This window comes from Flavitalea flava, assembly GCF_054461575.1.
The window spans coordinates 149212-175308 of sequence record NZ_JBTLQH010000009.1; the positions used below are offsets into that span (position 1 = coordinate 149212).

The 26097-nt window shown below is 47.1% G+C and carries 16 protein-coding genes; 8 read left to right on the forward strand and 8 right to left on the reverse strand.

The window, feature by feature from the left end; genetic code table 11:
* Nucleotides 1–184: 184 nt before the first annotated feature.
* The 4 genes from ACX0G9_RS11220 (at nt 185) to porT (ending at nt 6693) form a co-directional block, all read left to right on the forward strand.
* The gene (locus tag ACX0G9_RS11220; RefSeq protein WP_459064992.1) at nt 185–3307 is read left to right on the forward strand and encodes a SusC/RagA family TonB-linked outer membrane protein; all 3123 of its coding nucleotides are present in this window, start codon (nt 185–187) and stop codon (nt 3305–3307) included.
* Between the two features lie 42 nt (nt 3308–3349).
* A complete protein-coding gene (locus tag ACX0G9_RS11225; protein WP_459064993.1) occupies nt 3350–4774 on the forward strand; it encodes a SusD/RagB family nutrient-binding outer membrane lipoprotein in 1425 nt (474 codons plus the stop codon).
* Nucleotides 4775–4924: 150 nt separating this feature from the next.
* Complete coding sequence (ubiE, locus tag ACX0G9_RS11230) at nt 4925–5677, forward strand: bifunctional demethylmenaquinone methyltransferase/2-methoxy-6-polyprenyl-1,4-benzoquinol methylase UbiE (RefSeq protein WP_459064994.1); 753 nt, start codon at nt 4925–4927, stop codon at nt 5675–5677.
* 266 nt (nt 5678–5943) lie between these two features.
* Nucleotides 5944–6693 carry a type IX secretion/gliding motility protein PorT/SprT gene (porT, locus tag ACX0G9_RS11235; RefSeq protein WP_459064995.1) on the forward strand — a complete coding sequence of 250 codons (750 nt, stop codon included), beginning with the start codon at nt 5944–5946 and terminating at the stop codon, nt 6691–6693.
* 155 nt (nt 6694–6848) lie between these two features.
* Here porT and ACX0G9_RS11240 read toward each other — a convergent pair whose 3' ends face one another.
* On the reverse strand, nt 6849–8576 hold the full coding sequence (locus ACX0G9_RS11240) for a hypothetical protein (protein ID WP_459064996.1): 1728 nt from the start codon (nt 8574–8576) through the stop codon (nt 6849–6851).
* A gap of 109 nt (nt 8577–8685) precedes the next feature.
* Here ACX0G9_RS11240 and ACX0G9_RS11245 point away from each other — a divergent pair, with 109 nt between their 5' ends.
* The 4 genes from ACX0G9_RS11245 to ACX0G9_RS11260 all read left to right on the forward strand — a co-directional run bounded on the left by ACX0G9_RS11245 (nt 8686) and on the right by ACX0G9_RS11260 (nt 14497).
* A complete protein-coding gene (locus ACX0G9_RS11245; protein WP_459064997.1) occupies nt 8686–10035 on the forward strand; it encodes a dihydroorotase in 1350 nt (449 codons plus the stop codon).
* 33 nt (nt 10036–10068) lie between these two features.
* Nucleotides 10069–11526 (forward strand): MutS-related protein, encoded by a 1458-nt coding sequence (locus ACX0G9_RS11250; protein WP_459064998.1) that lies wholly within the window; start codon nt 10069–10071, stop codon nt 11524–11526.
* Nucleotides 11527–11566: 40 nt separating this feature from the next.
* Nucleotides 11567–12805, forward strand: coding sequence for a DUF3179 domain-containing (seleno)protein (locus ACX0G9_RS11255; RefSeq protein ID WP_459064999.1), 1239 nt, complete (start codon nt 11567–11569; stop codon nt 12803–12805).
* Nucleotides 12806–12904: 99 nt separating this feature from the next.
* Nucleotides 12905–14497 (forward strand): YifB family Mg chelatase-like AAA ATPase, encoded by a 1593-nt coding sequence (locus tag ACX0G9_RS11260; RefSeq protein ID WP_459065000.1) that lies wholly within the window; start codon nt 12905–12907, stop codon nt 14495–14497.
* 55 nt (nt 14498–14552) lie between these two features.
* Here ACX0G9_RS11260 and ACX0G9_RS11265 read toward each other — a convergent pair whose 3' ends face one another.
* The 7 genes from ACX0G9_RS11265 to ACX0G9_RS11295 all read right to left on the reverse strand — a co-directional run bounded on the left by ACX0G9_RS11265 (nt 14553) and on the right by ACX0G9_RS11295 (nt 25989).
* Nucleotides 14553–14993 carry a DUF983 domain-containing protein gene (locus ACX0G9_RS11265; protein WP_459065001.1) on the reverse strand — a complete coding sequence of 147 codons (441 nt, stop codon included), beginning with the start codon at nt 14991–14993 and terminating at the stop codon, nt 14553–14555.
* Between the two features lie 23 nt (nt 14994–15016).
* Entirely contained in the window at nt 15017–15595 is a 579-nt protein-coding gene (locus tag ACX0G9_RS11270; protein WP_459065002.1) for a helix-turn-helix domain-containing protein, read from the reverse strand.
* A gap of 60 nt (nt 15596–15655) precedes the next feature.
* The gene (locus ACX0G9_RS11275; RefSeq protein WP_459065003.1) at nt 15656–15976 is read right to left on the reverse strand and encodes an AraC family ligand binding domain-containing protein; all 321 of its coding nucleotides are present in this window, start codon (nt 15974–15976) and stop codon (nt 15656–15658) included.
* Between the two features lie 90 nt (nt 15977–16066).
* Nucleotides 16067–17104, reverse strand: a complete 1038-nt coding sequence (locus tag ACX0G9_RS11280) for a polysaccharide deacetylase family protein (protein WP_459065004.1) — start codon at nt 17102–17104, stop codon at nt 16067–16069.
* A 132-nt stretch (nt 17105–17236) separates the two neighbouring features.
* Nucleotides 17237–20674 (reverse strand): VCBS repeat-containing protein, encoded by a 3438-nt coding sequence (locus ACX0G9_RS11285; protein ID WP_459065005.1) that lies wholly within the window; start codon nt 20672–20674, stop codon nt 17237–17239.
* 223 nt (nt 20675–20897) lie between these two features.
* Nucleotides 20898–22481 (reverse strand): RagB/SusD family nutrient uptake outer membrane protein, encoded by a 1584-nt coding sequence (locus ACX0G9_RS11290; protein ID WP_459065006.1) that lies wholly within the window; start codon nt 22479–22481, stop codon nt 20898–20900.
* A gap of 52 nt (nt 22482–22533) precedes the next feature.
* On the reverse strand, nt 22534–25989 hold the full coding sequence (locus ACX0G9_RS11295; RefSeq protein ID WP_459065007.1) for a TonB-dependent receptor: 3456 nt from the start codon (nt 25987–25989) through the stop codon (nt 22534–22536).
* Nucleotides 25990–26097 lie beyond the last annotated feature (108 nt).

The window sequence follows — 26097 nt, forward strand, 5'->3', positions numbered from 1 at the left end:
CACATATACTTCAATCATAATGCATAAAATAGTGATTAGTGGTAGCCTGACTAATTCTGATTTTCAATAAATTAGATGTAACCAAGCTCCAACTGACCTCCCTGGCTCTGTAAGTAACCTCCTAAAACCTAGCTCTGTAAGGAAACCTCCTTAAAGGAGAATTTTTAACTTCAAAACTACAGCTATGAGAAGAGCAATGTTATTGTTCCTTTTGGCCCAGGCGTGGATGGTATTCCCCTGCCTCGCTCAGCAAATCATCATTACCGGACATGTATTGACTGAAGACGGCAAACCCGTTGCCGGCGCCACCATTGCGGCAAGGAGAGGCAAGGCCACGGTCAGCAATGCCAACGGAGATTTTTCCCTTTCGGTGACTAAAACCATCAGGTCTGTCCAGGTGAGCTATGTCGGCTATACCACCCAGGTGTTTACCCTTACCGGACAGACATCCCTTACCATTACCCTGATACCAGGTGATCAATCCCTTAACCAGGTAGTGGTCACGGCATTAGGGATCAAAAGAGAGCTGAAGACCCTGGGTTATGCCTCCCAACAGGTTTCCGCAGACCAGTTGGCCCAATCCCAGCAGCCCAACCTCCTCAATGCCTTGCAGGGCAAAGTGGCGGGCGTGACCATTTCCAGCACAGGCGGAGGTCCGGGGCAGGGTGCCAGCATCCTGATCCGGGGGATCAATTCCCTGGATCCGACCAAGGACAATCAACCTTTATTTGTCATTGACGGAATGCCGGTAGACAACACCACCTCCACTACCGGAACGACCGGAAACCGGGGGTCCCAGATGCCCAACCGGATGAGTGATATCAATCCGGAAGATATCGAGTCCGTCAATATCCTTCGCGGCGGTGCAGCCACAGCATTATATGGTCTCCGGGGTGCCAACGGCGTTATCGTTGTCACTACAAAATCCGGGCGTGCCGGAAAATTGCAGGTCCATCTGACATCCAGCTTTAGCACGGATGTGGTCAATAAGATCCCGGATATCCAGTCAAAATATACGATGGGTTTCGGTGGCACCCTGGCAGATTATGATACGACTAGTTTCTGGCCGACCTGGGGACCAACTGTCGAACAGGCCCGGACAATCGACCCGAACCATCCTGCACAATTATACAATAACTGGAAAAGAGCTTTTCAGACCGGGCATCAGTATAGGGAAGCCCTTAGTTTTTCCGGAGGGACGGATAAAGCGACCTACTCTTCCTCCCTTTCCTACTCCAAACAAAATGGGATGATCCCATTTACCTGGTATCAGGATATCACTGCCCGTATCAATGGTCAGTTAAAATTCAGCGACCAGTTTAAGATGGGAAGCACGTTGTATTATTCCAATACGGATGGCAATTTTTATGATGCCGACCGTTATAATGAGGAACTGATTTATTGGGCTCCCCGTTATGATGTCATGGATTATAAGAAACCCGACGGCACCCTGAAAACATACGGGAATGGCAACCCGGTTTATTATGCGGCTACCAATAAATTCGAATCCAAAGTGGATCATATCATAGGCAACATTAACTTCACCTATACGCCTTTAAAATGGATGACGGCCACGTATATGTTAGGCATGGACCATTATGGAGATGCGCGGGCCGCCACCGCACCTGGCCTGGAAGGTATCCCCGGCGAGATTCAGGCTTCGGATAACAATTTTGGTTTCGTTCATGAATACCAGCTTAACTACCGTCAGTTGAATTCCAATCTGGCGCTGACCTTCGATCATACCTGGGGCAATGACTTCCAGACTACCTTAAGACTGGGCAACGATATCCTCGACAGGGAAAAAAATAATATCAGCGCAGAAGGCGACAATCTGGATGTCTATAATTTATACAATCTCAAAAATGCCAAATCGGTAAAACTGGATCAGTATAGCGAGCATTACCGGATCATGGGTATATATGGAGACCTGTCCCTCGGTTATAAAAATTATCTTTACCTCAGTCTGACGGGACGGAATGACTGGACTTCCACTCTTGAAGCGGGCAACAATCATTTCTTCTATCCTTCCGGAAGTCTGAGTTATATTTTTTCCCAGCATCTCCAGCTCCCTCATTGGCTGAGTTATGGCAAGTTCCGTGCTTCGCTCGCCGGTATCGGTAAGGACGCGCTTCCTTATAATACCAATGTCGTTTTTTCCCCGACCTTCCCGCAGCCCATTGGCGGCGTGATCGGATGGGGGCGGAATCCAACGGCAGGTATTCCCGGATTGAAGCCTGAAAAAACACGTACCCTGGAATTGGGTGTGGACCTCAACATATTTAAGGACAGGATCGGTTTTAATTTCACCTGGTATACTTCGAATAGTAAGGACCAGATCATTCCCATTTATACAGAACCCTCTTCCGGTTTCAACTCCATCTATTTGAATGCTGGCGAGATTCAAAATCATGGGATCGAAATGAGCCTGAAGGGAACTCCCGTAAAAAACAAAGATTTTACATGGGATATCGCTTTCAATTTTTCAGCCAACCGCAACAAGATCCTGTCTATTTATCCTGGTTTGACGGAGATCATCGCCGGAACGCAGAGCGGATATTCCAACTCTTCTGTCACCCAGAAATATATACCGGGCAATTCCGTTGGCGATCTTTTCGGGACTCCCATTACCCGTTACGGAGATGATAAGGACCCTTTGTATACGGACAAGAGCAAACCCGCGCTGATCAATAGTAAAGGATTTCCTATCCTGACTCCTTCCTCCAATCAAAAGATCCTGGGCAATGCCTTTCCTAAATGGATCGGCAGCGTTTCGAATTCTTTCACCTATAAAAACTGGAACCTGTTCTTGCTTGTCGATACAAGACAGGGCCTGAAAAAATTCGATCAGTTCAGTAATTTCCTGGCCGCATTCGGGGAGTCAGCTATAACCCTCAACAGGGATCAAACTATGGTCTTTAAAGGCGTATTGGCCGATGGCACACCCAATACCAAAGCCGTCTGGCTGGGGCAAGGTATAGGACCGGATGGTGTAAATTATGGTTCGGCAGGTTATTACCGAGCCGTTTACAGGGGTATATCGGAAAATTTCATCGAGGATGCTTCGTGGATACGATTGCGTTCCACGACACTGACCTACCACTTGCCTCAACATCTCTTAGGCCATTCATTTATTCAACAACTGAGCCTGGCTTTCACAGGAAATAATCTATTGCTTTCTACCAAATACAAAGGATTCGATCCTGAATCCAGCTCTACCCCGTCCGGCAGCAATGCCAATGGTTTTGCCGGTTTCAGCTATCCGGCCATGCGTAGTTATTGGTTCACCCTGAATGTAGGTTTGTAGAAAAACTGATCTTAGAAAAGCAAAAAACTTAAAAAAATACTGATGAAAAAAATAATCTTTCCACTCGTCCTTTTGACAGCAACGGTCCTTTTTTCCGGCGGCTGCAAAAAATACCTGGATATCAATCATAATCCGAATGCCGCAGAAACACCTCCCCTGGCAGGTTTGCTGGCCAATGCCACTTATTATACGGCCTGGAATGTATTTTATGTGAGCGATTATACTTCCTATTATTCCCAATACCTGGCTTCTCCCAATCCCGGCAGTTCAACAGATACCTATGACCAGGTCAATTCGAGCGATGCCTGGGCGGCTGTTTACAATGTGATGACCAGTATTTATGACATGAAACAATTTGGCGCCGCCAAAAGCCTGAATGCCTATATTGGAGTAGCGGATATCCTGATGGCCCTTCACCTGAATATGGCTTCCAATCTTTGGGGCAATATTCCGTATTCGCAGGCATTTTTAGGTGTAAAAAACCCCACGCCGGTTTATGACGATCAAAAAGCCATTTATGACACCTGTCTGGTTCTTTTAGATCAGGGCATATCGGCCTTACAGCAACCCGATGCAAAAGATGAATTGTCCAATGCCGCCACCAGTGACTTTATTCATGCGGGAGTAATCGGCGCCTGGATCAAAACGGCTCATCTGCTAAAGGCCCGTCTCCTCAACCAGGTTTCCAAAACAGCGACTTATGATGCCGGAAAAGTATTGACCGAACTGGCTTCCGCCTATACCGGAAATGGTGATGATGCGCAGGTAACCGCCTTTGTCATTAATATAAATCCTAACCCCTGGGATTCCGTTGCTATAGAAAACGCCGGGTTGAATCTGGGAGGATGGCTTTCCACTCATTTCGTCAATGCTTCCAATGGCGCTACGTTCGGTGTTTTTGATCCAAGGCTGCCCCTGATCACGGATACTACAAGATATGGCGATTACAGGGGCACCATTAACGGAAAAGGACGTATCGGGACGGGAACCAATAATGACGAATGTTATCTGAATCAGGACAACTGGTATTCATCCCCTTCTTCACCGCTGCAAATCGCAACTTATGCGGAAGCTTTGTTCCTGCAGGCAGAGGCGCTTTTCAGAAATGGCAATAAGCCGGATGCCTATTCGGCCTACCTGGCAGGCATAAACGCCCATATGCAAAAGATGGGCGTATCCGATACAGGAAGGATCCGTTATACCAGTGACCCGGCAGTAGCAGTAGGTTCGGTAAATATTACCCTTTCCCTGATCATGAAAGAAAAATACATCGCTTGTTTCCTAAGTCCGGTGACCTGGGACGATTTACGTCGTTTCGATTATGGATACACGAATTTCGGTTTGCCGGTCGGGGCTCAGCTAAGCAGCTTTATCCGCCGGATGAATTATCCCGATATCGCAGTTACCCGTAATTCAAAGAACATTCCTTCGGTAACCCTGACAGATCATCTCTGGTGGGATCAATAATCTTTAATGCTATACACCTCCGGATAAATTCTTTCGGATAGGTTCTTCCAGATTAGTTCTTCCTAATTCGGCTGAATTTTTACAGATCCGTTTGAAAGAAAGGCTCCTTACGGGAGCTTTTCTTTTTGTTGTAGTATCTTTGCCGGCGTTATGGCAAAATATTCTCATGATTCGATCGTCCCTTTTAAAGATTCCGGTTTGGGCAAAAAACAACAGATTGCCCAGATGTTCGATCGGATCGCCTTTCGGTACGATTTTCTGAACCGTTTTCTTTCCGGCGGTATAGATATCTATTGGCGCAAACGGGCTATCCGGGAACTTAAGCTGCTAAATCCCTTGAAGGTTCTGGATGTCGCGACAGGAACTGCAGACATGGCCATCATGATGACCCGCCATCTGCCGGATGTCAGGGTCACCGGCATCGATATATCTACCGGGATGCTGGAAATGGGACGCCAGAAGATCGCCAAACTTAAGTTGGAAGACCAGGTGGAATTAATGACCGGGGACAGCGAAGCCATCCAGTTCCCGGACCATAGTTTCGATGCGGTTACTGTTGCCTTTGGAGTACGCAATTTCGAAAACCTGGAAAAAGGTTTACGGGAGATCTTACGGGTATTGCGACCCGGGGGCCGGTTGGTGGTTCTGGAGTTTTCCCAACCCAAAATGGGCATTTTCCGCAAGTTCTATGATCTTTATCTCCGGGTGATCGCTCCCGGGATCAGCGCTGTGGTATCCAGCAACCGGGAAGCTTATCAATACCTGAATGATTCGGTCAGGGCCTTCCCGGAAGGAGAGGATTTCGTACAGATCCTTGACAAAAACGGATATATCCGAACCAGCCTGAAAAGCCTTAGCATGTGTATATGCACGGTCTACACCGGAGAAAAGGCAGCAAATTAAAAATCAACGAATTAGCTGTTAATTTTCACCTGGAAAAGACAAAAATCTGTTATAAGAATAATACCCCGCAATTAATTACCCTTTTTACCGTTATTTTGACATCCCAAATCATGCCTATTGACGATTTATACCCTCTATCTGTAGTTTAAACACCTGTAAACGCGAAGACCTAAACAGTTTTCGACTCAAAGACCAGAGAAATTTTATTCGTTGCGGCTGGCATTCCGATCGAATAAAAGGATTAAATTATTGATTTTAAATCATTTATGAATTTCAACCGATTTCTGTCGAAGAAAAGAAAATCCGTCTTTTTTGCACTGGCTCTTTGCAGTTCCCTGTTAACTGCCCAAGGAGTATCGGCACAATTGAGGGACTACCTCAACCTTCCGGACCACGATACCAAAAAGTACTATCTGGGCATAGGCTTTCTTTATAATAATTCCCATTTCCAGGTCAGCGCGCACCCGAATTTCCTTCAAAGCGATTCTGTATTGTATGTCAATCCATTAAATACGGGTGGGTTTGGGGTTTCCGGAATGTTCACCTTTCGGCTCAGCGAACATTTTGAACTGAGACTGGCTTTCCCGGAATTCATGTATTCATATAAGACTTTGTCTTACCATATTAACTATCCTCCTCCCGGAGAACAGCAAATGGCCACCAAACGTGTTGAATCCCTTCTATTGGGCTTCCCTTTGCAGGTTAAATTCCTTTCCGACCGGATCAACAATTTCCGGGTCTACATGTTGGGAGGAGCTAATTACCGGTATGACCTGGCCTCCAATGCTACGGCCCGCAAAGCCGAAAACCTGGTCAAACTCACCCCCTACGATTTTAGCATCGAGGCGGGCGTCGGATTCCAGTTCTATTTTCCTGTATTTATTCTGGCTCCCGAATTAAAGATCAGCAATGGGATCATGAACATCCATAGCCGCGACCCCAATCTGCAATATTCCAATGTGATCGACAAGCTTAAATCCAGGATGATTGTATTCTCGCTGATATTCGAGGGCTAACACCCACCCCCCAACCCCCTGAAGGGGGAGTTGGGTAACCTGTAGTTAATTATGCAAGTAGTTCTCATTTCAAATTCCTTTCAGATACCCGTATAAAATACATTTGGCAATAACCTTTGGGTGCTACCCAACTCCCCCTTCAGGGGGTCGGGGGGTTAATAATCATATTGTCTCCTGAACATATTGATCCTAACCCCTGCTGAAAGCAAGGTGGAGTTGGAAGAAGTATAAGTATTCGTGGGATCGTTGACGGAATATCTCCGGTACATAGCCGATAATTCCAGGAATAAATTTTCCTTCCATTGATAGGAAACATAAGCGGACACATTCAAACAATTAGCAGCGGTACCTGAAGCCAGATTGAATCCATAGTCCCGGGGCCTGGTGAGATAACTTTCAAAAATATTCGATCCGAAATTCACTCCTGACGAATCAAGGCCCTGTCTGTAATAAATGATCTTTCCTTCCAGGTTCCATTTATAGGAAGGCTGATAATGGGCGATGGCGATGAATTCGCCGAAGTTTGCGCCTAGCGGGTGCGCCAGGGGTTGGTTATAATGGGAATAATTGGAAACGGTGTCATTATGCGAATAGGTGAAGGGACGAACGATGTTCGTTTCGAACTGAAGATCGAGGTTCTTGACGTTAAAAGCATTGATATATTTCGCCCCTAATTGCAATCCCTGTTTATTGCCCCACCACCCGTTCGAATAATGGAGGACTTCATGCAGCACAAATTCGTTTATGAGCAATTGACCGTAAAGTTGTATCGCATGGCCGATATTGGCCTTAAAATCCAGGCCTACCGTGGTCTTATCCGGGCTTCCGTTCTGTTGCTGGGCAGATATCAGGAATATAACGGGGTTGAGATAAGAAAAATCAAAATGATCGGCCCTGCTGAAAACTACATTTTCGTAGAGTCCCACGTTAAGCCATTTTGCAGCATTTACACTCAAATGGTGAACGACGGCATATTTTTTTGGATACTGGTAGTCGCCCACATGATGCTGACTGACCAATTCCATAAAAATATTCTGGTAATTCAGTTTCCATATCCGCGTATTGAACTTCAGGAATAGATAGGGGGCGCTAAAATCGCTGAGGAACAAACTGCGATACCCGTTACCGATGAAATTCTTATCATACCCGAATTGAAAATCAAAATATTTCCAGGCATTAAAATAAATGGAAGCCCTGTTATCGAAATAATCAACACCGGTCTTTTTAAAATCCTTGTAATATCCGGCTCCCGGAACTGCATCGAATTGAGCAATTCGGTCCATTACGAATCCCGGCCCTCTTTCCTGGTTATCGGTAAGATAGGCGGAAAAACCCAGTTTACCGGCAATCAATCCCCGCAGGGTAAGTCCTTTGGAATTCAGGAAAACCCGGGCCTTGTTGCCGGTCTCATAAGACTGGACCTGCTGGATAGCCGGATTTATGGCCAGAAAAAAATCCTTTTCGTTCACTTCATAAAAATTGGCCTTAGTTTTATAAAAAGTATTGAACCAGGGTTTTTTGCTCTGAAAACTGTCCTTACTCCCGCTGACCCACTCGCTGTTGTTCATTAAAAGTGAGTTCAGGTTAGCCAGATCCACCTTAGTCAGGTGATAAAGCTCATCGTAAGGGTAAAATTTATGAAGGGAATCAGCCAATTCGGCTAGCCGGACAGCGGTTCTGCGACTAAGCGGCATGGCCGTTGCAATATTGAGATCGGGGTCAGTTTGCTGCAAAATCTCCATTCTGTCCAGAAAATGATCGAATTTCGATCCCTGGGGCAGAAAGGTGGATTGGGCAGAAACGTCACCGGGCAACAGAAAGGAAACAAAAATGATTAAAATAAGAGGAATGACGAAGGAAGCGGGCAACAATAAATTTTTCAAATGCCTCACCCAATTTTTTTGCCTTAGAACGGTTTTTATAAATTGCGTCATGTTAGTGGTTAATACACATCCTTGGTGCTTAATAAAATAGTGGATCCAATTTGAAGTTATGAAAAACTATCTGATTAAAAATATTTCCATTGTTAACGAAGGTAAGATCGTTTCTACAGATTTGTTGATCAAAGACGGCCGGATTGAAAAAATCGCCTCAGGAATTAAGCCTGGTTATACCGTCACGGAGATCAACGGAGAGGGCAAATATTTATTGCCCGGTGTAATCGACGACCAGGTCCATTTCCGTGAGCCCGGCCTAACACATAAGGCTACCATTTACACGGAAGCCCGGGCGGGAATAGCAGGTGGCGTCACTTCGTTTATGGAGATGCCGAACACCTTACCCCCGGCTTTTACCCAGGACCTGCTGGAAGAGAAATATGCCATCGGTGCCCGCAGTTCCCTGGCTAATTATTCCTTCTACATGGGAACTTCGAACGATAACGCGGACGAAGCACTGCGTACCAATGACCGGAAAAAGGATATCTGCGGCTTAAAGATCTTTATGGGTGCTTCCACAGGGAACCTCCTGGTGGATAACCATCTTACTCTCGATAAATTATTCCGGGAAAGCGAAGTCCTGATCGCCACCCATTGCGAGGATGAAAAGATCATCCGGCGCAACCTGGAGCGGCTAAAGGCCGAAAACAGGGAGCTTATCGCTGCCGACCATCCGGTGATCCGGGATGAAGAAGCCTGTTTTGAATCTTCCCTGACCGCTATACAATTCGCCAAAAAATATGGCAGCCGGCTGCATATATTTCATCTGACTACGGAACGGGAGATGCAGTTATTCAGTAATTTCCTGCCGCTGGAGGAAAAAAGAATTACAGCCGAAGTTTGTGTGCATCACCTGCATTTCACCAGTGATGATTATGACCGGCTGGGCAACCGGATCAAATGTAATCCCGCCATTAAGGCGCCGCATAACCGGGAAGCTTTATGGAAGGCTTTGCTGGATGACCGGCTGGATCTGATCGCAACCGATCACGCTCCGCACACCATAGCAGAAAAAGAAGGGCCATACGAAAAAGCGCATGCAGGGCTGCCGCTAATCCAGCATGCTCTACCCCTGATGCTGTATTATGTTAAAGAAGGCAGGATCACGCTGGAACGTGTAGTTGAAAAAATGAGCCATGCCGTTGCCACCTGTTTCCGGATCGAAGAAAGAGGTTTTATCCGGGAAGGATACTTCGCTGACCTGGTGATCGTGGATATGAACAGCTCCTCTACGGTAACTAAAGAAAATATCCTTTACAAATGCGGATGGAGTCCCCTCGAAGGATTTCAATTCCCCGCATCTGTCACCCATACTTTCGTAAATGGCCATTTAGTTTATGGAAATGGAGACTTCGATGAATCTCAGTGGGGCAAGAGGCTGAGTTTTGACCCCCTAACCCTTTAAAGGGGAATAGAGACCCTTAAATAATGTAATAGAATGAGTGAACCCAACGAAGAAAACAACAGGCTACTTAACTCCCCCTTCAGGGGGTCGGGGGGACTCGAGATCGACCAAACAACGTACGCAGACCTATCCCTTTTCAACCAGGAGGAAGAATATTCGATTTTCCATAAACTTGATTTTACCCGCACCCGGGGCGGAAAAGACCAATTAATACAACTATTCCATCAACCCTTCAGCGACCTGCGGCCAATCAGGGAAACGCAAAAAATCCTGTCCATTATTTTGGAACGGGCGGAGGAATGGCCCCTTTCCATCTCTAACGGAACAGTGATGGTCGTAGAGAGATTTTATGAAACGGCACTCGATGAGATCCCCAATCAACAGGGCTTTCCCTATCCTGCTTTTTTCAAATTATTTCATGGACCTGATTATTCCCTGATACGCTACTCCGTCGGTCATTTTGCCGATTTCCTGGGAGGCATGAACCGGCTGGTAACGCTGCTGAATACGCCAGACTGCCCCCGGATGCTGAAAACCCTTCTCGAAAGGATCGCCCGTCATTTAGATCATGCCATCGTCCGGTCCCTTATCGAACAGGAAGGAAAAAAGAAATGGAGTCCTTCGGAGGTAGTACATTATGGTCATTATATTCGCAACCGGTTTAAAAATTCGGCCCTTGAACTGATCGGTTTCTACAACCAGTTGGACGCCTGGTATTCCATGGCTATGGCCACCAGGTACTACCAATTATGTTTCCCCCAATTTATGGAAAGGTCACCAAATGAGCCAAAGGAGGCTCAAGCTCCTCATGCCCATCAGGACCACCAGGACCGAAATGCCCCTCAAGACCATAACGGCCCTTATTTGGATGTACGTGCCTTATATCATATTTTATTGCCGAACCCTGTCTCTTATGATGTAGTGCTGGACAAAGCCGGCAATTTTCTTTTTCTCACCGGTGCGAATATGGCAGGTAAAAGCACCTTTATCCGGTCGGTCGGCGTAGCGGTATTTCTTGCACATCTGGGTATGGGTGTTCCTGCAAAAGAAATGCATCTCCGTCTTTTCGATGGTATCCTTAGTAATATCAACGTAATGGACAATATTTCCAAAGGAGAAAGTTATTTCTTTAACGAGGTTCAACGCATCCGGGATACGCTGACCAAAATAACCGGCAACCAAAAATGGCTCGTCCTGATCGATGAATTATTTAAAGGCACCAATGTCCAGGATGCCATGAAATGCTCTACCACGGTCATAAAAGGATTGATCCGGATCCGTAACTCGGTCTTCATCCTTTCCACCCATCTGTACGAAATCGGAGAAGAGCTCAGGCAATACCCGAATATATCGTTTAAATATTTCGAGACGGCTGTAAAAGACGATCAGTTGGAATTCAGTTACCAGCTGAAAGACGGGATCAGCAATGACCGTCTGGGTTATCTTATTTTGAAAAGGGAGAAAGTGGTGGAGATGTTGGAAAAATTGTAAATTGAACAGGAATAAACACCAATAAACCAATTCTTCTTCCATGAGGTCCTTTCTTTTAATTACCGGGTTACTCTTTCTGATTGCCCTTGAGATCCTTCGTGTTTATTATATCATGCCTTTCCCTGGCTCTCAGCATGGCGATAGCGTCTCTTTCGCCTATTTTCTGAACAACAATATCTGGCGGATGAGACTTTTTTGCCTGATCCTGGTCCTTCCCCCCCTGTTCTATTATTTCCGGAAAGGAAAATCCTGGCAGAAGGCCGGGCTTTCGGTTATTATCTTATTCTACGGTATCGTTTTTTACTTTTTCAATTTCCGTTTCCTGGCAGATAAAATGTTTTACCAGCCAAAGGAAAAATCGTTTGCAACCGGAGCTGCCGATACGACGGCTGCAACAAAATTAATTTTGGGAGTATCGATCCACGGAGAAGCAAAAGCCTATCCGGTAGAAGTCATTGGTTATCATCACCAGGTAAAAGACACTGTCGGCGGCCAGCCAATCCTGGTGACCTATTGTACAGTTTGCAGAACAGGAAGGGTTTTCAGCCCTTTTGTCAACGGCAAATATGAACAATTCCGGTTAGTTGGCATGGATCACTTTAATGCCATGTTCGAAGATGCCGCCACGAAGAGCTGGTGGCAACAGGCCACAGGCATAGCCATTACCGGGCCGTTAAAAGGAACCCGCCTGGAAGAGATCCCTTCCGCACAAATGCAGTTGGGAGATTGGACCGCGCTCCATCCCGGCAGCCTCACCCTGCAACCCGACCCCAATTTCAGGGCTAAATACGATAGCCTGAAAGGCTATGATGAAGGCACCATTAGTGGAAGCCTGGAAAAAAGGGACAGCGGTTCCTGGAAATTCAAATCCTGGGTGATCGGTGTTAGCCTGGATGTAAAGCAGGCAGGAATAGAAAAAGGAGCCCGCGTCCAGCAGAGCAAAGCCTACGACTGGAACCGTCTGGTGAAAGAAAGAGTTATCCGGGATTCGATCGGCAACATCCCTTTATTACTCACTATCCAACCTAATAACCGTACTTTTTATGTACTGACCCATCCAGATTCCCTCCGGTTCCAATATGACAGTATCACGCACGTTTTAAAAGATGTAAACACCCAAAGTACCTGGCAGCCGGATGGAAAATGTATAGCCGGCACCCTGACCGGCCAAAGCCTGCCCCGCCTCCAGGCTTACCAGGAATTCTGGCATTCCTGGAAAACCTTCCATCCCAACACCGGCGGGGAAGGGATACCTGCGGGACATGAGGGAACGCGTTAATCCGAAAACTTATCCCCTTTAACTGGTCCGTATTTAATTATTCTCTACATTAGCCCCCCATTTTTGGGAGAATAGAGAGAATAATTAATCCGGATAGGTATGTTGGTAAAAACGTTTGGCAGTGCGGTATATGGTGTGGAGGCGATCACGATCACCATCGAGATCAATGTGACCAGCGGGCTGCATACTTTTGTAGTTGGTCTGGCGGATAGTGCCGTAAAAGAAAGTATACAAAGGGTGGAGAGTGCCATACGCAGCAATGGTTATTTTATGCCAAGGACCAAACTGGTCGTCAATCTCGCTCCTGCCGACATAAAGAAATCCGGATCTGCCTTTGATCTTCCGATTGCCTTAGGCGTTTTAGGCGCCACCGAACAAATTCCAGACCCGGACCGGCTCAAAGAATATGTGATCATGGGCGAATTGGGGTTGGATGGAAATATTATGCCCATTAGAGGAACACTTCCTATAGCTATCCAGGCCAGGAAGGAAAATTTTAAAGGGTTGATCGTTTCCCATCAAAATGCAAGGGAAGCCTCTTTGGTAAGTGGTCTTCGGGTCATTGCCGTTAGTCATATCCGGGAAGCAATAGCCCATTTTCAGACAATGCCTTCTCCGGAACAAAAGTACCCTTCTTCCCGGAAGGAAAAAGAACGGGAAAAAAATCCGGTGCAGGAACCGCATCTTCCTTCCTGGGCAACTTTTACCTCGTCCGCAGGGGGGCAGGAACCTGACTTCAGTGAAGTGAAGGGACAGGAAGGCATCAAAAGGGCTTTAGAAATTGCCGCAGCAGGGAGTCATAATGTCCTTCTCATCGGTCCACCCGGCGCCGGCAAGACCATGCTGGCTAAAAGATTGCCGGGAATCCTCCCACCGCTGAGTCTGTCTGAAGCGTTGGAAACAACAAAGGTGCATAGCGTCGCAGGCAAACTGGCCGGAAGTTCTCCTTTGATCCTGCAACGCCCTTTTCGAAATCCTCATCATACGATCACACCCACTGCGCTGGCAGGAGGAGGAAAGATCCCACAGCCGGGAGAAATATCCCTTGCCCATAATGGCGTATTATTTCTGGACGAACTCCCTGAATTCAAAAAATCGGTGTTGGAAGTAATGCGGCAACCCATGGAGGACCGGAAGGTCACCATCAGCAGGGCAGGCATCTCCGTTGATTTTCCCGCAGGTTTTTTACTGCTGGCATCCATGAACCCCTGTCCATGCGGATATGCCAATCATCCCGGCAAAGAATGTATTTGTCCACCACAGGCGGTCCGGAAATATCTGCAGAAGATATCCGGGCCTTTGATGGACAGGATCGATCTTCATGTGGAAGTCATTCCAGTTCCCTATGCACAATTGTCTGCCTCCCGGGAAGCAGAACCCTCTGCCATGATAAGACGCCGGGTCATTGCTGCGCGGGAAATACAAGCCGTTCGTTATAAGACGCATCAGAATATTTATTGCAATGCCCAGATTGGAACCAAACTACTAAAAGAAGTCTGTGCGCTCGATACCGACGGAAGGAAACTATTGAGTGCAGCCATGGAAAGGCTGAATTTTTCTGCCCGTGGGCATGACCGGATACTTAAAGTAAGCCGGACAATCGCCGATCTGGCCGGAGGTGGCCCCATCCAACTGCAACATGTGGCCGAAGCGATCCAACTGCGAAGCCTGGACCAGGAGGCCTGGGTTTAACAGGAATGCCCGCATGTAAACGGTTGACCGGTCCGGCTCATCGCCTAAGTGCCTGTCAGACCTCCAGGGCACGCCAATCCGGTTTATATCTGACAAAAAAAGCAAGCCATACCGAGCGGGAAAGACGCATTAAAATGGGTTGTATCACCAGTAACAAAATAGCGTTCAGCCCCATCCACCAGAACAGCCGGTTGTCGTGAAGGGACATCCCGACCAGCACTTTCCAGGCTATGAAACTGGCAACACAAACCATCACCGATAAGGCATAACTCACAAACCCGGTCCCGTAATAAAATCCGGGTTCTATTTCAAACAACTGTCCGCAAACAGGGCAATGTTCAGGCATATCCGTCATATGTTTAAGATCATAAGGATTCCTGAAAATATACAGGTTCCCTTTGCGGCAACGGGAGCACTTATTGGTCAATACACTAATTAATAATCCCGGATTTGAATTGCCCGACCCTGTTTGGGTATTGTCTTTTGCAGGACACATAGATTTCTTTTTTGTATTAACGTTCAAAGCGTTGATGGTTCATGAACTTGTTTCCTAAATTCTTCCGGTGTCATGCCGGCGTATTTTTTAAAGAACTTCGTAAAATAAGAATTGTCCTGAAAGTTGAGCTGGTAGGCAATTTCTCCGATCCCCAGCGAGGCATTCACCAATAGTCTTTTGGCCTCCAGGAGGATCCGCTCGCGTATTACCTCGCCGGCGGAAATTCCCAATACGTCCTGGCAGAGCGCATTCAGATAATTGGGTGTTACATTAAGTAAGCCCGCATACTCCTTGGGAAGTTTCATTTTCATATACTGTTGTTCAACCAGTTTCCTGAAATTTTGCAAAACAAGCACGCCAGGCTTGGGCTGATTGTCGAACCTGCCGGCGGATGCCTGCCTGCCAACGAGTATAAATAGCTGCAAAAACAGGGTGAGCAGCATATCGACGGAATGGTCTTTAGGTTGACCAGCTTCGTTCAGGATCTTTTCGAAAAGCTCCGTAACCAGCAATTGGTTGGCAGGGTTGAGCTGAACTACCTGTTCGGGTGAATGATCGCTGAAAAAACTAAACTTTTCCAGGTATTGGGGATTAGTTAGCAATAAGGGAAAAAGACGCCCTGAGAAATTAAGGATATAACCATCGACTTCTCCGGAAAATTCCTAATGATGCACCTGGCCGGGATTCATAAAATAGATCTGCCCCGGCTCCACAGGAAAACCCGCAAAGTCAATACTATGTCTCCCCGCTCCCTTTGAAAAATAGACAACGTGATAAAAGGTATGTCGGTGTGCATGAAATAAATAGTTGCGGGTGGAAAGATATTCTCCGAAACGCATGGCTATTATCTCTTCGGGGATAGGCGCTTCGCCCCGAATCCTTTCAATGGAATAATTAGGCAATTGTCGTTTGGATGCATTCGCCCTTTTCTGTTTCGGGCTTACCGCTTCTGATTTTGGCTGTTTTATACCCTCCTTTGACATATTGCTGCAGGACTTTAGGACTGCCTGGACCACAAAGGTACCTAAAAGGACAACAGATATTGGTGCTAATGGGGGCTTTAATGGTGTTTTTTACTTATCTGCCACGACCTTATCTCTCCTTTGTTTTAATGCCCTCCAATTCGTAATGATAATTCCTTCTTTTTCCATGAATTGCTTTAGCTCCTGGCTTTTCATGGCTAACAGGTCGGCTTTACGGCCAGGTCCGGATGCAGAAATATGACCGAATATCCCGGAAGGTTCAGTACAATGCATGAGGATCATGGTAATACCGGGCTGCAGGGTTTTTAATTCTGTGATATACTGTGCCACCTTGAACCGGCCCCAGTTCTCCTCCGTAGAGGGAGTTCCCTGGGGCAGGGGAATGCTATAATCGATCATATGTAAATCGTCGATCACCGGCAAACCGGCCTTCCAAAGCTTACGGCCGATGAACCCTGCCTCCTGTTTTTCTTTTTGCGTTCTTTTTATCAGTTTGTTGAAAAGGGTATTATGACCGCCAGGAAACAGGACCGGAATCTTATATTCAATACCCACTTTTATATACCGTTCCGTAAAGACAGGAGAGGCAAATAAAGTGAACATATGGGAATCCAGGTGGCTAGGCTCAAATCCCATATTTCTTGCCCTTTCTACCTGCGCCCGGATCTCTGTTTCCACCTCATCTGCGCTGGCATGGCTTACCACATCCTCTGTTTCAGGCCACAATGCGCCTTCCTGGTCTACGAGTCCGGGAACCTTAGGTTTGCCGCTTAACGGAGGCCAGCGATAATTATCCCATTCCGAGGTGAGGGTAAGGTGAAGACCTGCATCCATACCAGGGTGTTGTTTGAGATAATGTACAAAACCAGGAACCCAGGGGCAGGGCATCATAACGCTCAGGGAGGAGGCCATTCCATTTTCCATGGCATCTATAGCCCCTTCGTTGGATTCGAATGACATGCCTACATCATCGACATGCAGGACAATCACCTTAGCATCTTTGGGATACCCCAGCTTTTCGGCATAGGTCGGTTCAGTTCCCTGCGCAAATCCAGAAGTTCGCAGAAAAAATAAAATTATAAAAAACAAAAAGGCGGCTTTTGGCTCCTTAAGGGGATTGGCAGACATACTGGAGGCGTTTTATTTACCGGTTATCCGGGTACATACAGGAGAAGGATTTCCGAAAAAATACTCAGTTGCGCTCATTTTTTTTCTTCTGTACCTGACCCTCTATTTTCTGCCCCATCACCATTTTACCATTTATCTGACCCGGAAAACCCGAAGGGAATCATCATTTACAGCCGTAAGGACCCATTGTGGCCCTGGTTTTGCTTTCCCTGCCGAAAGGCCGGGTGAGTGGATAATGGCCATATTTTTAACATCCCCCCTTACCCAAAAACCCGATTGAACAGCCGGTATGAAAGTGAAATGACCATCCCTGGCACCTTTCAACAAACATCCGTAAGAAGCATCATACCTTCCTGTCATTACCTCCGTCTGATATTCATTTCCTGCCAGTAAAAGATCGGCAACTCCATCATGATCAAAGTCTTCACAAATAATTGCATTTACAGGAGCAAATTGCGCTTCTGGCGGTAATATATGCTTTACGAATACACCGTGACCCCGATTCTCCAGGTAACAGCTTCTGGTTTCATCACAGGATAGCTTTAGCATACCGGTTGGAGACCAGTTCTTAAAAATATCGTCCATACCTGCACCGGCATAATCCCGGTTATACAGGAACTGTTTTTTAATAGCCGGTACCTGCCGGGCCAGCTGTCCCCGGTTAACGGCGGGGAAAGAACGCCGGATCCCTTCTTTATCTTTCAGGTAATAAAAAAGAAGGGGATCGATGGTTCCATTGCCATCCAGGTCTTTCGCCCATAATTGCATGGGTTCCGTAGCGCTAACCCTGTAGTCGTTATTCAGCCCCAGATTCCCCGCCACGATGTCAGGATCTCCGTCACCGTCTACATCTGCAACAGCCAGGCTTCGCCACATACCGTTCATTTGGGTAAGACCCATGGCTGCGGTTTTCTCCAGAAGATGCCCATGTTCGTTCATAAAGATCCGGACAGGCATCCATTCTCCGGCAATAACCAGATCGGTTTGACCATCCTTGTCCAGATCTGCCCAAACAGCGGCCGTCACCATTCCGGCCTGCTTCAAAGATGGACAGACTTCTGCCGTGACATCCGTAAAGACGCCCTTATCATTACGCAAAACATAACTGGCCGGAGATAAAGGATAACTCCCTGAAACCCGGCCCCCGATAAAAAGGTCCAGATCTCCGTCGCCGTCATAATCCCCTGCACTGACGCAGCCAGCGATAGTGCTTACTCCCTGAGGAATAGCCTGGGTCCGGAGAGAAAAATTGCCTTTTCCGTCATTCAGGTAAAGCCGGGGCCTGTAATATTCAGACCCTTCCGGATAGCGGGTATCCCCACCTGTGATCAAAAGATCCAGGTCGCCATCCCCATCCGCATCGAATAATATACAAGCGGCATCCTCTTCCATTTTAATGCTGTCACTAAGCGGCCGTGAGATAAAAGTGCCGTCACCTTGCTGAAAAAAGAGTTTCCCGGAAAAATTGAAGGCGCCGCCCACAAAAAAATCTGTCAGCCCATCTCCGTTCATATCTCCTGTTGCCAGGAAGGGACCCAGTTGCGAATATTTTTGCGGCAATAACCGTTGAACGGTAAAATCATTATAAGGAACATCCTTATGCCGGTACAAGGCATGTGCCGCTGATGTTGCATCTGTGAATAAGGGCAAGTCCGGTCCTCCCTGGCTTACTGATGCAACCAACCGGTCCGTGGCCGCAGTCGGTCTGGTCGTAACCGGGCGGGCCTCTTTCCTGTTGATCACTAACAGCGTACCCGCCGGGATCTGCTTCAAAACCTGTCTGCTGCCCCCGGGCCAGATCACGACCATCGAATCTGCCGACAGGGAGGAGCCTATACCAAAGACCAGGCGCTGGTCTACCGAGGAAAAATATCCGCGCACTGGGTTCTGTTCCTGCATTTGTACATGCCCGTGATTATATAATAATAGTTTAGCGCCGAATCCATGTTTGTTCAGACTGTCTCCCTGCAATTCAATGCGCAGCGAATGTGCCGATGTCGGGCTATCTCCGCTTTCTGTCTTTTTAAGGGTGACTGCAGAGGTAATTGTATTATTTATAAATACAAAAGCCTCCCTGTTGATATTATTGACGACGAGGTCCAGGTCACCATCATTATCCAGGTCGGCATAGGCCGCCCCGTTGGACATAGAGGGTTCATTAATGCCTGACAGCTCAGACGCATCGGCGAAAGTATAGTCGCGGTTATTCAGGTATAAATAATTGGGGAGATTAATATGCTTAAGAGAGGCCAGTTTTTCCCGGATCAGGGCCTGCTGTTCTTTTTTGGTTTTAGCGCTGGCGAAAATGGTGCTGCTGAATTCAAGGAAATCCGCGTTAATAAAATCCCTGCCAATCCCATTGGTAATATGCACATCTTTCCAGCCATCATTATCAAAATCCGCCATTAACACGCTCCAGCTCCAATCTGTTGCGGACAATCCTGCATATCTTCCGATCTCACTGAAAAAAGGGACCGGCGTTTTTAGGGAAGTATCGGTATTCCCGGATGGCCAGACCCCATTATTCAATTGCAGCATATTGCGCATAAACTCGGGCTCATAACCCAGGGATCGTTCCTCCTGGTAACGGTCATAGGTAATAAAAGAAGAGGCCAGTTTCCTGCGTTCGTTATTTTCTGGCAGCATATCCAGTGTGATAATGTCAGGCAGCCCATCGTTATTCATATCCGCCGCATCCACCCCCATGCTGGAATAACTTTGATGTCCCATCGATCTGGAGATCAGATTGGTAAAGGTACCGTTCCGGTTATTCAGCCACAATTCATCATTGGAAACAAAATCATTCGCCACATAAATATCCGGCCACCCGTCTCCGTTAAAATCTCCGGCGACAACGCCCAGACCATACCCATCCTCTTTTATTCCGGCCTGAAGGGTTACATCCGTAAAAACAGGGTGACTGATCTTTCCCGGGGATGAGGCTCCTGAAGATAAGGATCCCGGTGATGAGAACCCCGGAGATAGCGGCCCATCATTCCGGTATAACCTGTCACCTGCCGGGGAATGACCGCTGAGATCCCTGGGATAAAGGGTATTGGCATTCGGTCCGTTCAGGCGATAATTGGTAAGATACATATCCAGATCTCCGTCCCCGTCATAATCGAAAAAAACGGCCTGCGTAGAATATCCGGTATCTGCCAGTCCATATTCCGCTGCCTCTTCCCTGAACGTAAGATCGTGCTGGTTGATGAATAACAGATTTTTTGCGGGCTGCAACAAATTCTTTCCAAAAACACAAACATAAATATCATCATATCCATCGTTATTGATATCGACGATACTCACCCCTGTGGCCCATACGTCGGTGGTAAGCCCTGCGGGAAGGGTAATATCCTCAAAATGATTTTTCCCCTTATTGATATACAACCGGCAGCTTACCTGGTTGCCTGTAAAAAAAATATCTTTTAACCCGTCATTATTGAAGTCGCCGATCCCTACTCCACCGCCCATATAACCGAATTCATCGATAAAAGACTTCGTGGAATCATCTTCTGTAATGGTGTTGCTGAAATGTATACCGGTCTGTTCTCCGCTTAACGAAGTGAACAACGGAGGTTTCTTACTCTTCTGTTCTTTACAAGCGCAAAATAAAAGGCATGCACAGACAATTGCCTGCGCATGCCGGATTATAAGGGGTTTAATGGACATCTATCGTTTGAGTTACAAATGGCTTTTCAAAGGCTCGCACAAACGTATTGAACCGGCTGTTCCGCAACGCATAGATAATAATTTCGCGCTGCGACACATTCAACTGGAGAGCAGCGCGAAATTATTAATACCCTGGATTTTGCGCGTTTATCCCGCCCGCACCCAACTTAGGATTATTATCTATTTCATCCTGTGGAATGGGCAGCAATTCATCCCGGTTTGGTTTGAAATAAGACAAGGGATCCGTAGTAAAATAGCCCTTCTTCCTCCACCGGATAATATCGATATTACGCACCTCTTCGTCACCCAGCTCTACATTTCGTTCATGCATGATCGCTTTGGTAATCTCATCTTTACTACCGCAAGGGAACTGGGTTGTTGGATAATGAGGCATGGCCACATCAGGCCTGTCCCTTACCTGGTTCAGATAACCGATGGCCGGGCCGCTGTTGGTCAGTTCATTCTCGCACTCGGCCAGGTCCAGCAGGATCTCAGCATAACGGATCAAACGCTGGTTGTTCCCACCCGGGTGAAAGCTCTGTTTTTCTTTATACATCAACAACCATTTCCGCCAGCTAATTTTCTGGGTCACTCCGTTGAGTATGGAGGAATTTCCATTCTGCATTGCATCCGTCAATGTACTGGCGCCCTTATTAAACAGATCACCCGTCTGATAAACGCTGAAATGGAACCGGGGATCCGATTTTGCGGCGCCGGTAGCGGTGTTCTCGAATTCGTTCAGGAAGGTATTCGAAGGAATCAGGTTACGCCAGGCAACCCCGCAATATTCCTGGTTACGAACCGTACTTTGATCTGCGGCGGGACCATCCCCTATATTATCACCGGCCCAGTTAAAATTATTATCCCCTTTATCATAAAATACGACTTCGAAGATCGATTCATTGTTAAATTCCGTTTCCTCCTCAAAATTATCCAGCCACCGGCTGGTAAGCGAATACCCATCCGCTCCGGAAGTAGGAATTAATAAAAAGGCCGTCTTTGCAGATGCATAATCGCCCGTTTGCATATAGACCCTGCCAAGCAGGGCATTGGCCGCGGATTTGGTCGGACGGCCCAGATCGCTTGCTCCATATGCGGATTTCTCCGGCAGGGCAGCCACCGCATCCTTCAGATCTTGTACGATTAGCGCATAAACATCCGCTTCTTTAGCCCGGGATTGAAATTCATTTGCGGTCTTAACTGTCCTGGTATAGAGAGGAACGGCCCCCCACATGGTTACCAGTTCATTATAAGCCCAGGCGCGAAGGAATTTGGCTTCTCCTACATTGCGGGCTGTCAGGGAAACGTTATCCGTGGCATTGGCCGCATTCCCGATCACCGTATTGGCCCGGTGGATCATCGTATATATGGCGGACCACTGATTGGTGATAATGCCATTTGACGGAACGGAACCCCCGTTTAAGATCTGAGCTCTGGGCGCTTCGAGCTGCCCGCCGCCGGAAGATACCTGATCACCCCGAAGATCATGGATAAAAAACCATTCCCTGGCGACCAGGGGCTGGCTATGCATGGCAGAATATATCGAATTCGTCGCATTCAATATTTCTGCACTGGTTTTAAAATAACCATCCACATTTTCTACATTCGGATCGGATTTCTTAAGATCCTTACTGCAGGATAGAACGGTTGCCGTTACTACCGCGATCCCCCCTATTATAAATCCAATATTATTTTTACTGATTAACATACATTAGTTTTTATTGGTCAAACAATTCATTAAAACCCAAAAAGGGGTTCTTCTAGAACCCTACCTGGACGCCAACCTGGAAGGAGCGGGCAGATGGATATTGTCCGTAATCGATCCCATTGGTCAGGGAAGTCTTCCGTGTCCCTACTTCAGGATCCCATCCCTTGTATTTGGTGAAGGTCATAAGGTTTTGAGAAGAAACATATACCCTAAAACGGTTGACAGCTCCTTTTGTCAATGCTTGTAAGGCGGATACCGGTATGGTATACCCGATCATCAGGTTCTTTAACCGTAAATAAGATCCATCTTCGATCCAACGGTTTGACGGACGGGCGTTCTGGTTGGGATCGCCGCTGATTGCCCTTGGCATATCCGTATTGGTGTGGGCAGAGGACCAGGCATTCAATACGGAGGTGCCTGAATTGAATAACCTTACCATCCCTTCTACGATGATCCTTTCCGCGTTGAAGACCTTGTTGCCCTGTACACCTTGGAAAAAGATGCTGGCATCGAAGTTCCTGTATGAAGCAGAATAATTCAGGGAATAGGTAAATTTCGGCAGATATGTTCCCAGAAAGGTCCGATCCGCGTCGGTGATCTTTCCATCCTTGTTAAGATCTTTGAACCGTATATCGCCAGCCGCTGTCGCATGCGCAGGATCGTTTCCTGCCAGTTGCACAGGTCCTTTGGCTACATCTGCCGCGCTTTGAAAAATGCCATCCGTCTGCCATCCGTAAAAGGATTGAACGGCCTGTCCGGCAATGGTTTTCGTGATAGGAGAACCGCCTCCGAAATCTGCATCTGCGCCTGCTACAATGGACCCCGTAGGTGTGTTCAGAGAAAGCACCTTATTCCGGATTACACTAACCAGGCCAATCAGATCCCATCTGAAGGCCCCTTCCCGTTGGTGGTAACCTGCCTGTAATTCGAATCCTTTGTTTTGCATGGAAGCCACATTGGCGTTCACACCGGTGCCAAAGAATCCATAACTGGGAGGCGTAGGCACATTCAGGATCAGGTTATCGGTTTTCCGTTTGAAATATTCGGCCGTAAGGGTAATCCTGTTATTAAATAAACCCAGGTCCATTCCAATGTTTAATTGCTTCGTCGTTTCCCATTGAATATCCAGATTGCCTAAATTGTTATAATAAGAGGAGGGGCCATTCGATAATCCATTGCCAAATGGATAGATAGCCTGGTTAGCCTGTACTCCAACTTCCCAGGGATAATTACCTACCGCAACTCCGTTTGCACCTACCGGGCCAACGGCAACATTCAGACCGGTAATACCATAGCCACCCCGGATCTTCAATTCGGAAATATTCGTAACTCCCTTCATAAAAGATTCCTGGTCGATCCTCCAGCCCACTGAGGCGGAAGGAAAGTTCTCCCATTTATGCCCCGGAGCCCAGACGGAAAGCCCGTCCCTTCTCAGACTGGCGCTCAACAGGTATTTACCTGCATAATCATAAGTAAGACGCCCGACATAGGAGAGGATCAGGTTCTCTTCATAACGGGAGTTCACTGCCACATTGATCGCCCCGTTAAGCGTCCGTACATTGTTGGTGGTTTGATTGCCCGAAGCCGTTTCATTGGTGTAATGCTGCCCCTGACGTTCGAATACACCCGTTGCGCTGATATGATGATTACCGTATGTTTTATCGAAAGTCAACTGCTGGGTGAACAGCAGGGTATTGAAGATCTGCCGTTGATTATTAACGACTGCGGAACTCGCGCTAAGGGTTCCCCCGTCATTAAAAATGGGCTCATATGTTTGTTGATAAGCATTCGTATAATCAACTCCGAAAGTAGAGCGGAATTTCAGCCAGGAAGTAAAATTGATTCCCAGATAGGCCGTTCCCAATACCTTTAAGGTTTTGATGGTGTTGGTCGGAATCAGCGCCGCCTCCACAGGATTGGTCGGATCAGCGCCATCATAACTATTCTGAGGGCCTTTGAAACCACCCAATTTGGTTGGATCATATACCGGAAGATAGGGTTGCATCCGGATCACATTGGTTAAAGGCGACCTGTTGCCGCCCGATCCTTCAAAATGCTGGTTCCCTACCGAGAGATACAGATTCTCGCCAAAATCGAAGATCTTGTTGATCGTATGCTCGGAGTTGATCCGGAAATTTCCTCTTTCATAGGTCAGGGCCTGAGCGATGCCATCCTGTTTAAAATAACCCGCTGAAGTATAGAACCTGGAGCCGGCATTGCCACCGCTCACCGCTAAATTGTGCTGGGTAATAAGCGCGTTCCTTACGAAATAGGCGTCCTGCCAATCCGTATTCGTCTGGGCAAAGGTCTGGGTTGCTCCTGCATAAATAGGAAGAGCCATGTTGGCCGGAGTGAGCGCAGGGGGGACGTCGATACCCGCGGCTCCATTCAGGGCCCGTTCGTATTGCAGGTATTGATTCGTATTTAAAAGGCTCAGTTTTTTTGCCGGGCTTTGAATGCCTACGTAAGAATCCAGACTTACCTGGAGGCGACCCTCTCTTTTTCCCTTCTTTGTGGTAATGATGATCACGCCATTAGTCGCCCGTGAACCATAGATAGCTGCGGCGCTTGCATCTTTCAGTACTTCCACTCCCTCCACATCCTTTACATCAAAATTAGCCAGGTTGCCCGTGGGAAATCCGTCAATCACATATAAAGGATCCGTGGCGTAGTTAATGGAACTGATCCCTCGGATGGCTACAATAGGAGAAGAACCGGGAGAACCGTTGTTGGTAACGGACAATCCGGCAACCCTTCCCTGCAGGGCCTGGTCGATGCTGGCCACTGGCAATTCATTCAGGGTCTTGCTGCTGACGGAGGCAATGGCACCGGTCAGGGTACTTCGTTTCTGTGTGCCATATCCCACGACGACGATTTCATTCAGACTTGAATTACCTGCCTGAAGCTGAACGACTATATTTTTTTGGTCCCCTACTTTTACCGAAAAGGTTTTATAACCAACCATGGAAAACTCCAGGGTTTCAGCCGGGTCGACGCTTATGGAAAACAATCCCTGGCTGTTAGTTGAGGTGCCGCGGGATGTGCCTTTAACCAATACGGAGACGCCAGTCAAAGGATCTCCGGCCCCATTGGTAACCTTGCCGGAAACGATCTTTTCAACCGAAGCCCCATCCAGGATACTCTTGTCGGCTTCAGCGTTAAACAGAAAGAGGGTATTGTCATCATCCCCTTTCCGCATGAGTACTACCTGGTTGCCGGATATATGATAGAAAATATTCAAGGGTTCCAGCAGGATGTCCAGTATATCCGATAATTTCCGGTTATAGGCTAAAAGGGAAACCTTTTTGCTGGCGGGGATCTTTTGAGCACTATAGACAAATCTTACCCCGGCTGTCTTACTGATCTCGTTTAAAACAGACTTTATTTCCTTTTGACGGACAACCAGGTCAATTCTTTTATTCAGAATTTCCTGGCCATTGGTAGGACTGGCATAAATCACTACCGCTAAGCAGTTTATCAGTATTAATGGAAGCAATCCAATTCTCATAAACCCATAAATTAAGTGGTTAACGAGTTCTTTTTTCATAAATTCGTAATGTTTTGGTTAATGCAATCGAGTTTGATCAAAACAGCCCGCGGTAATTTCATTACCAGG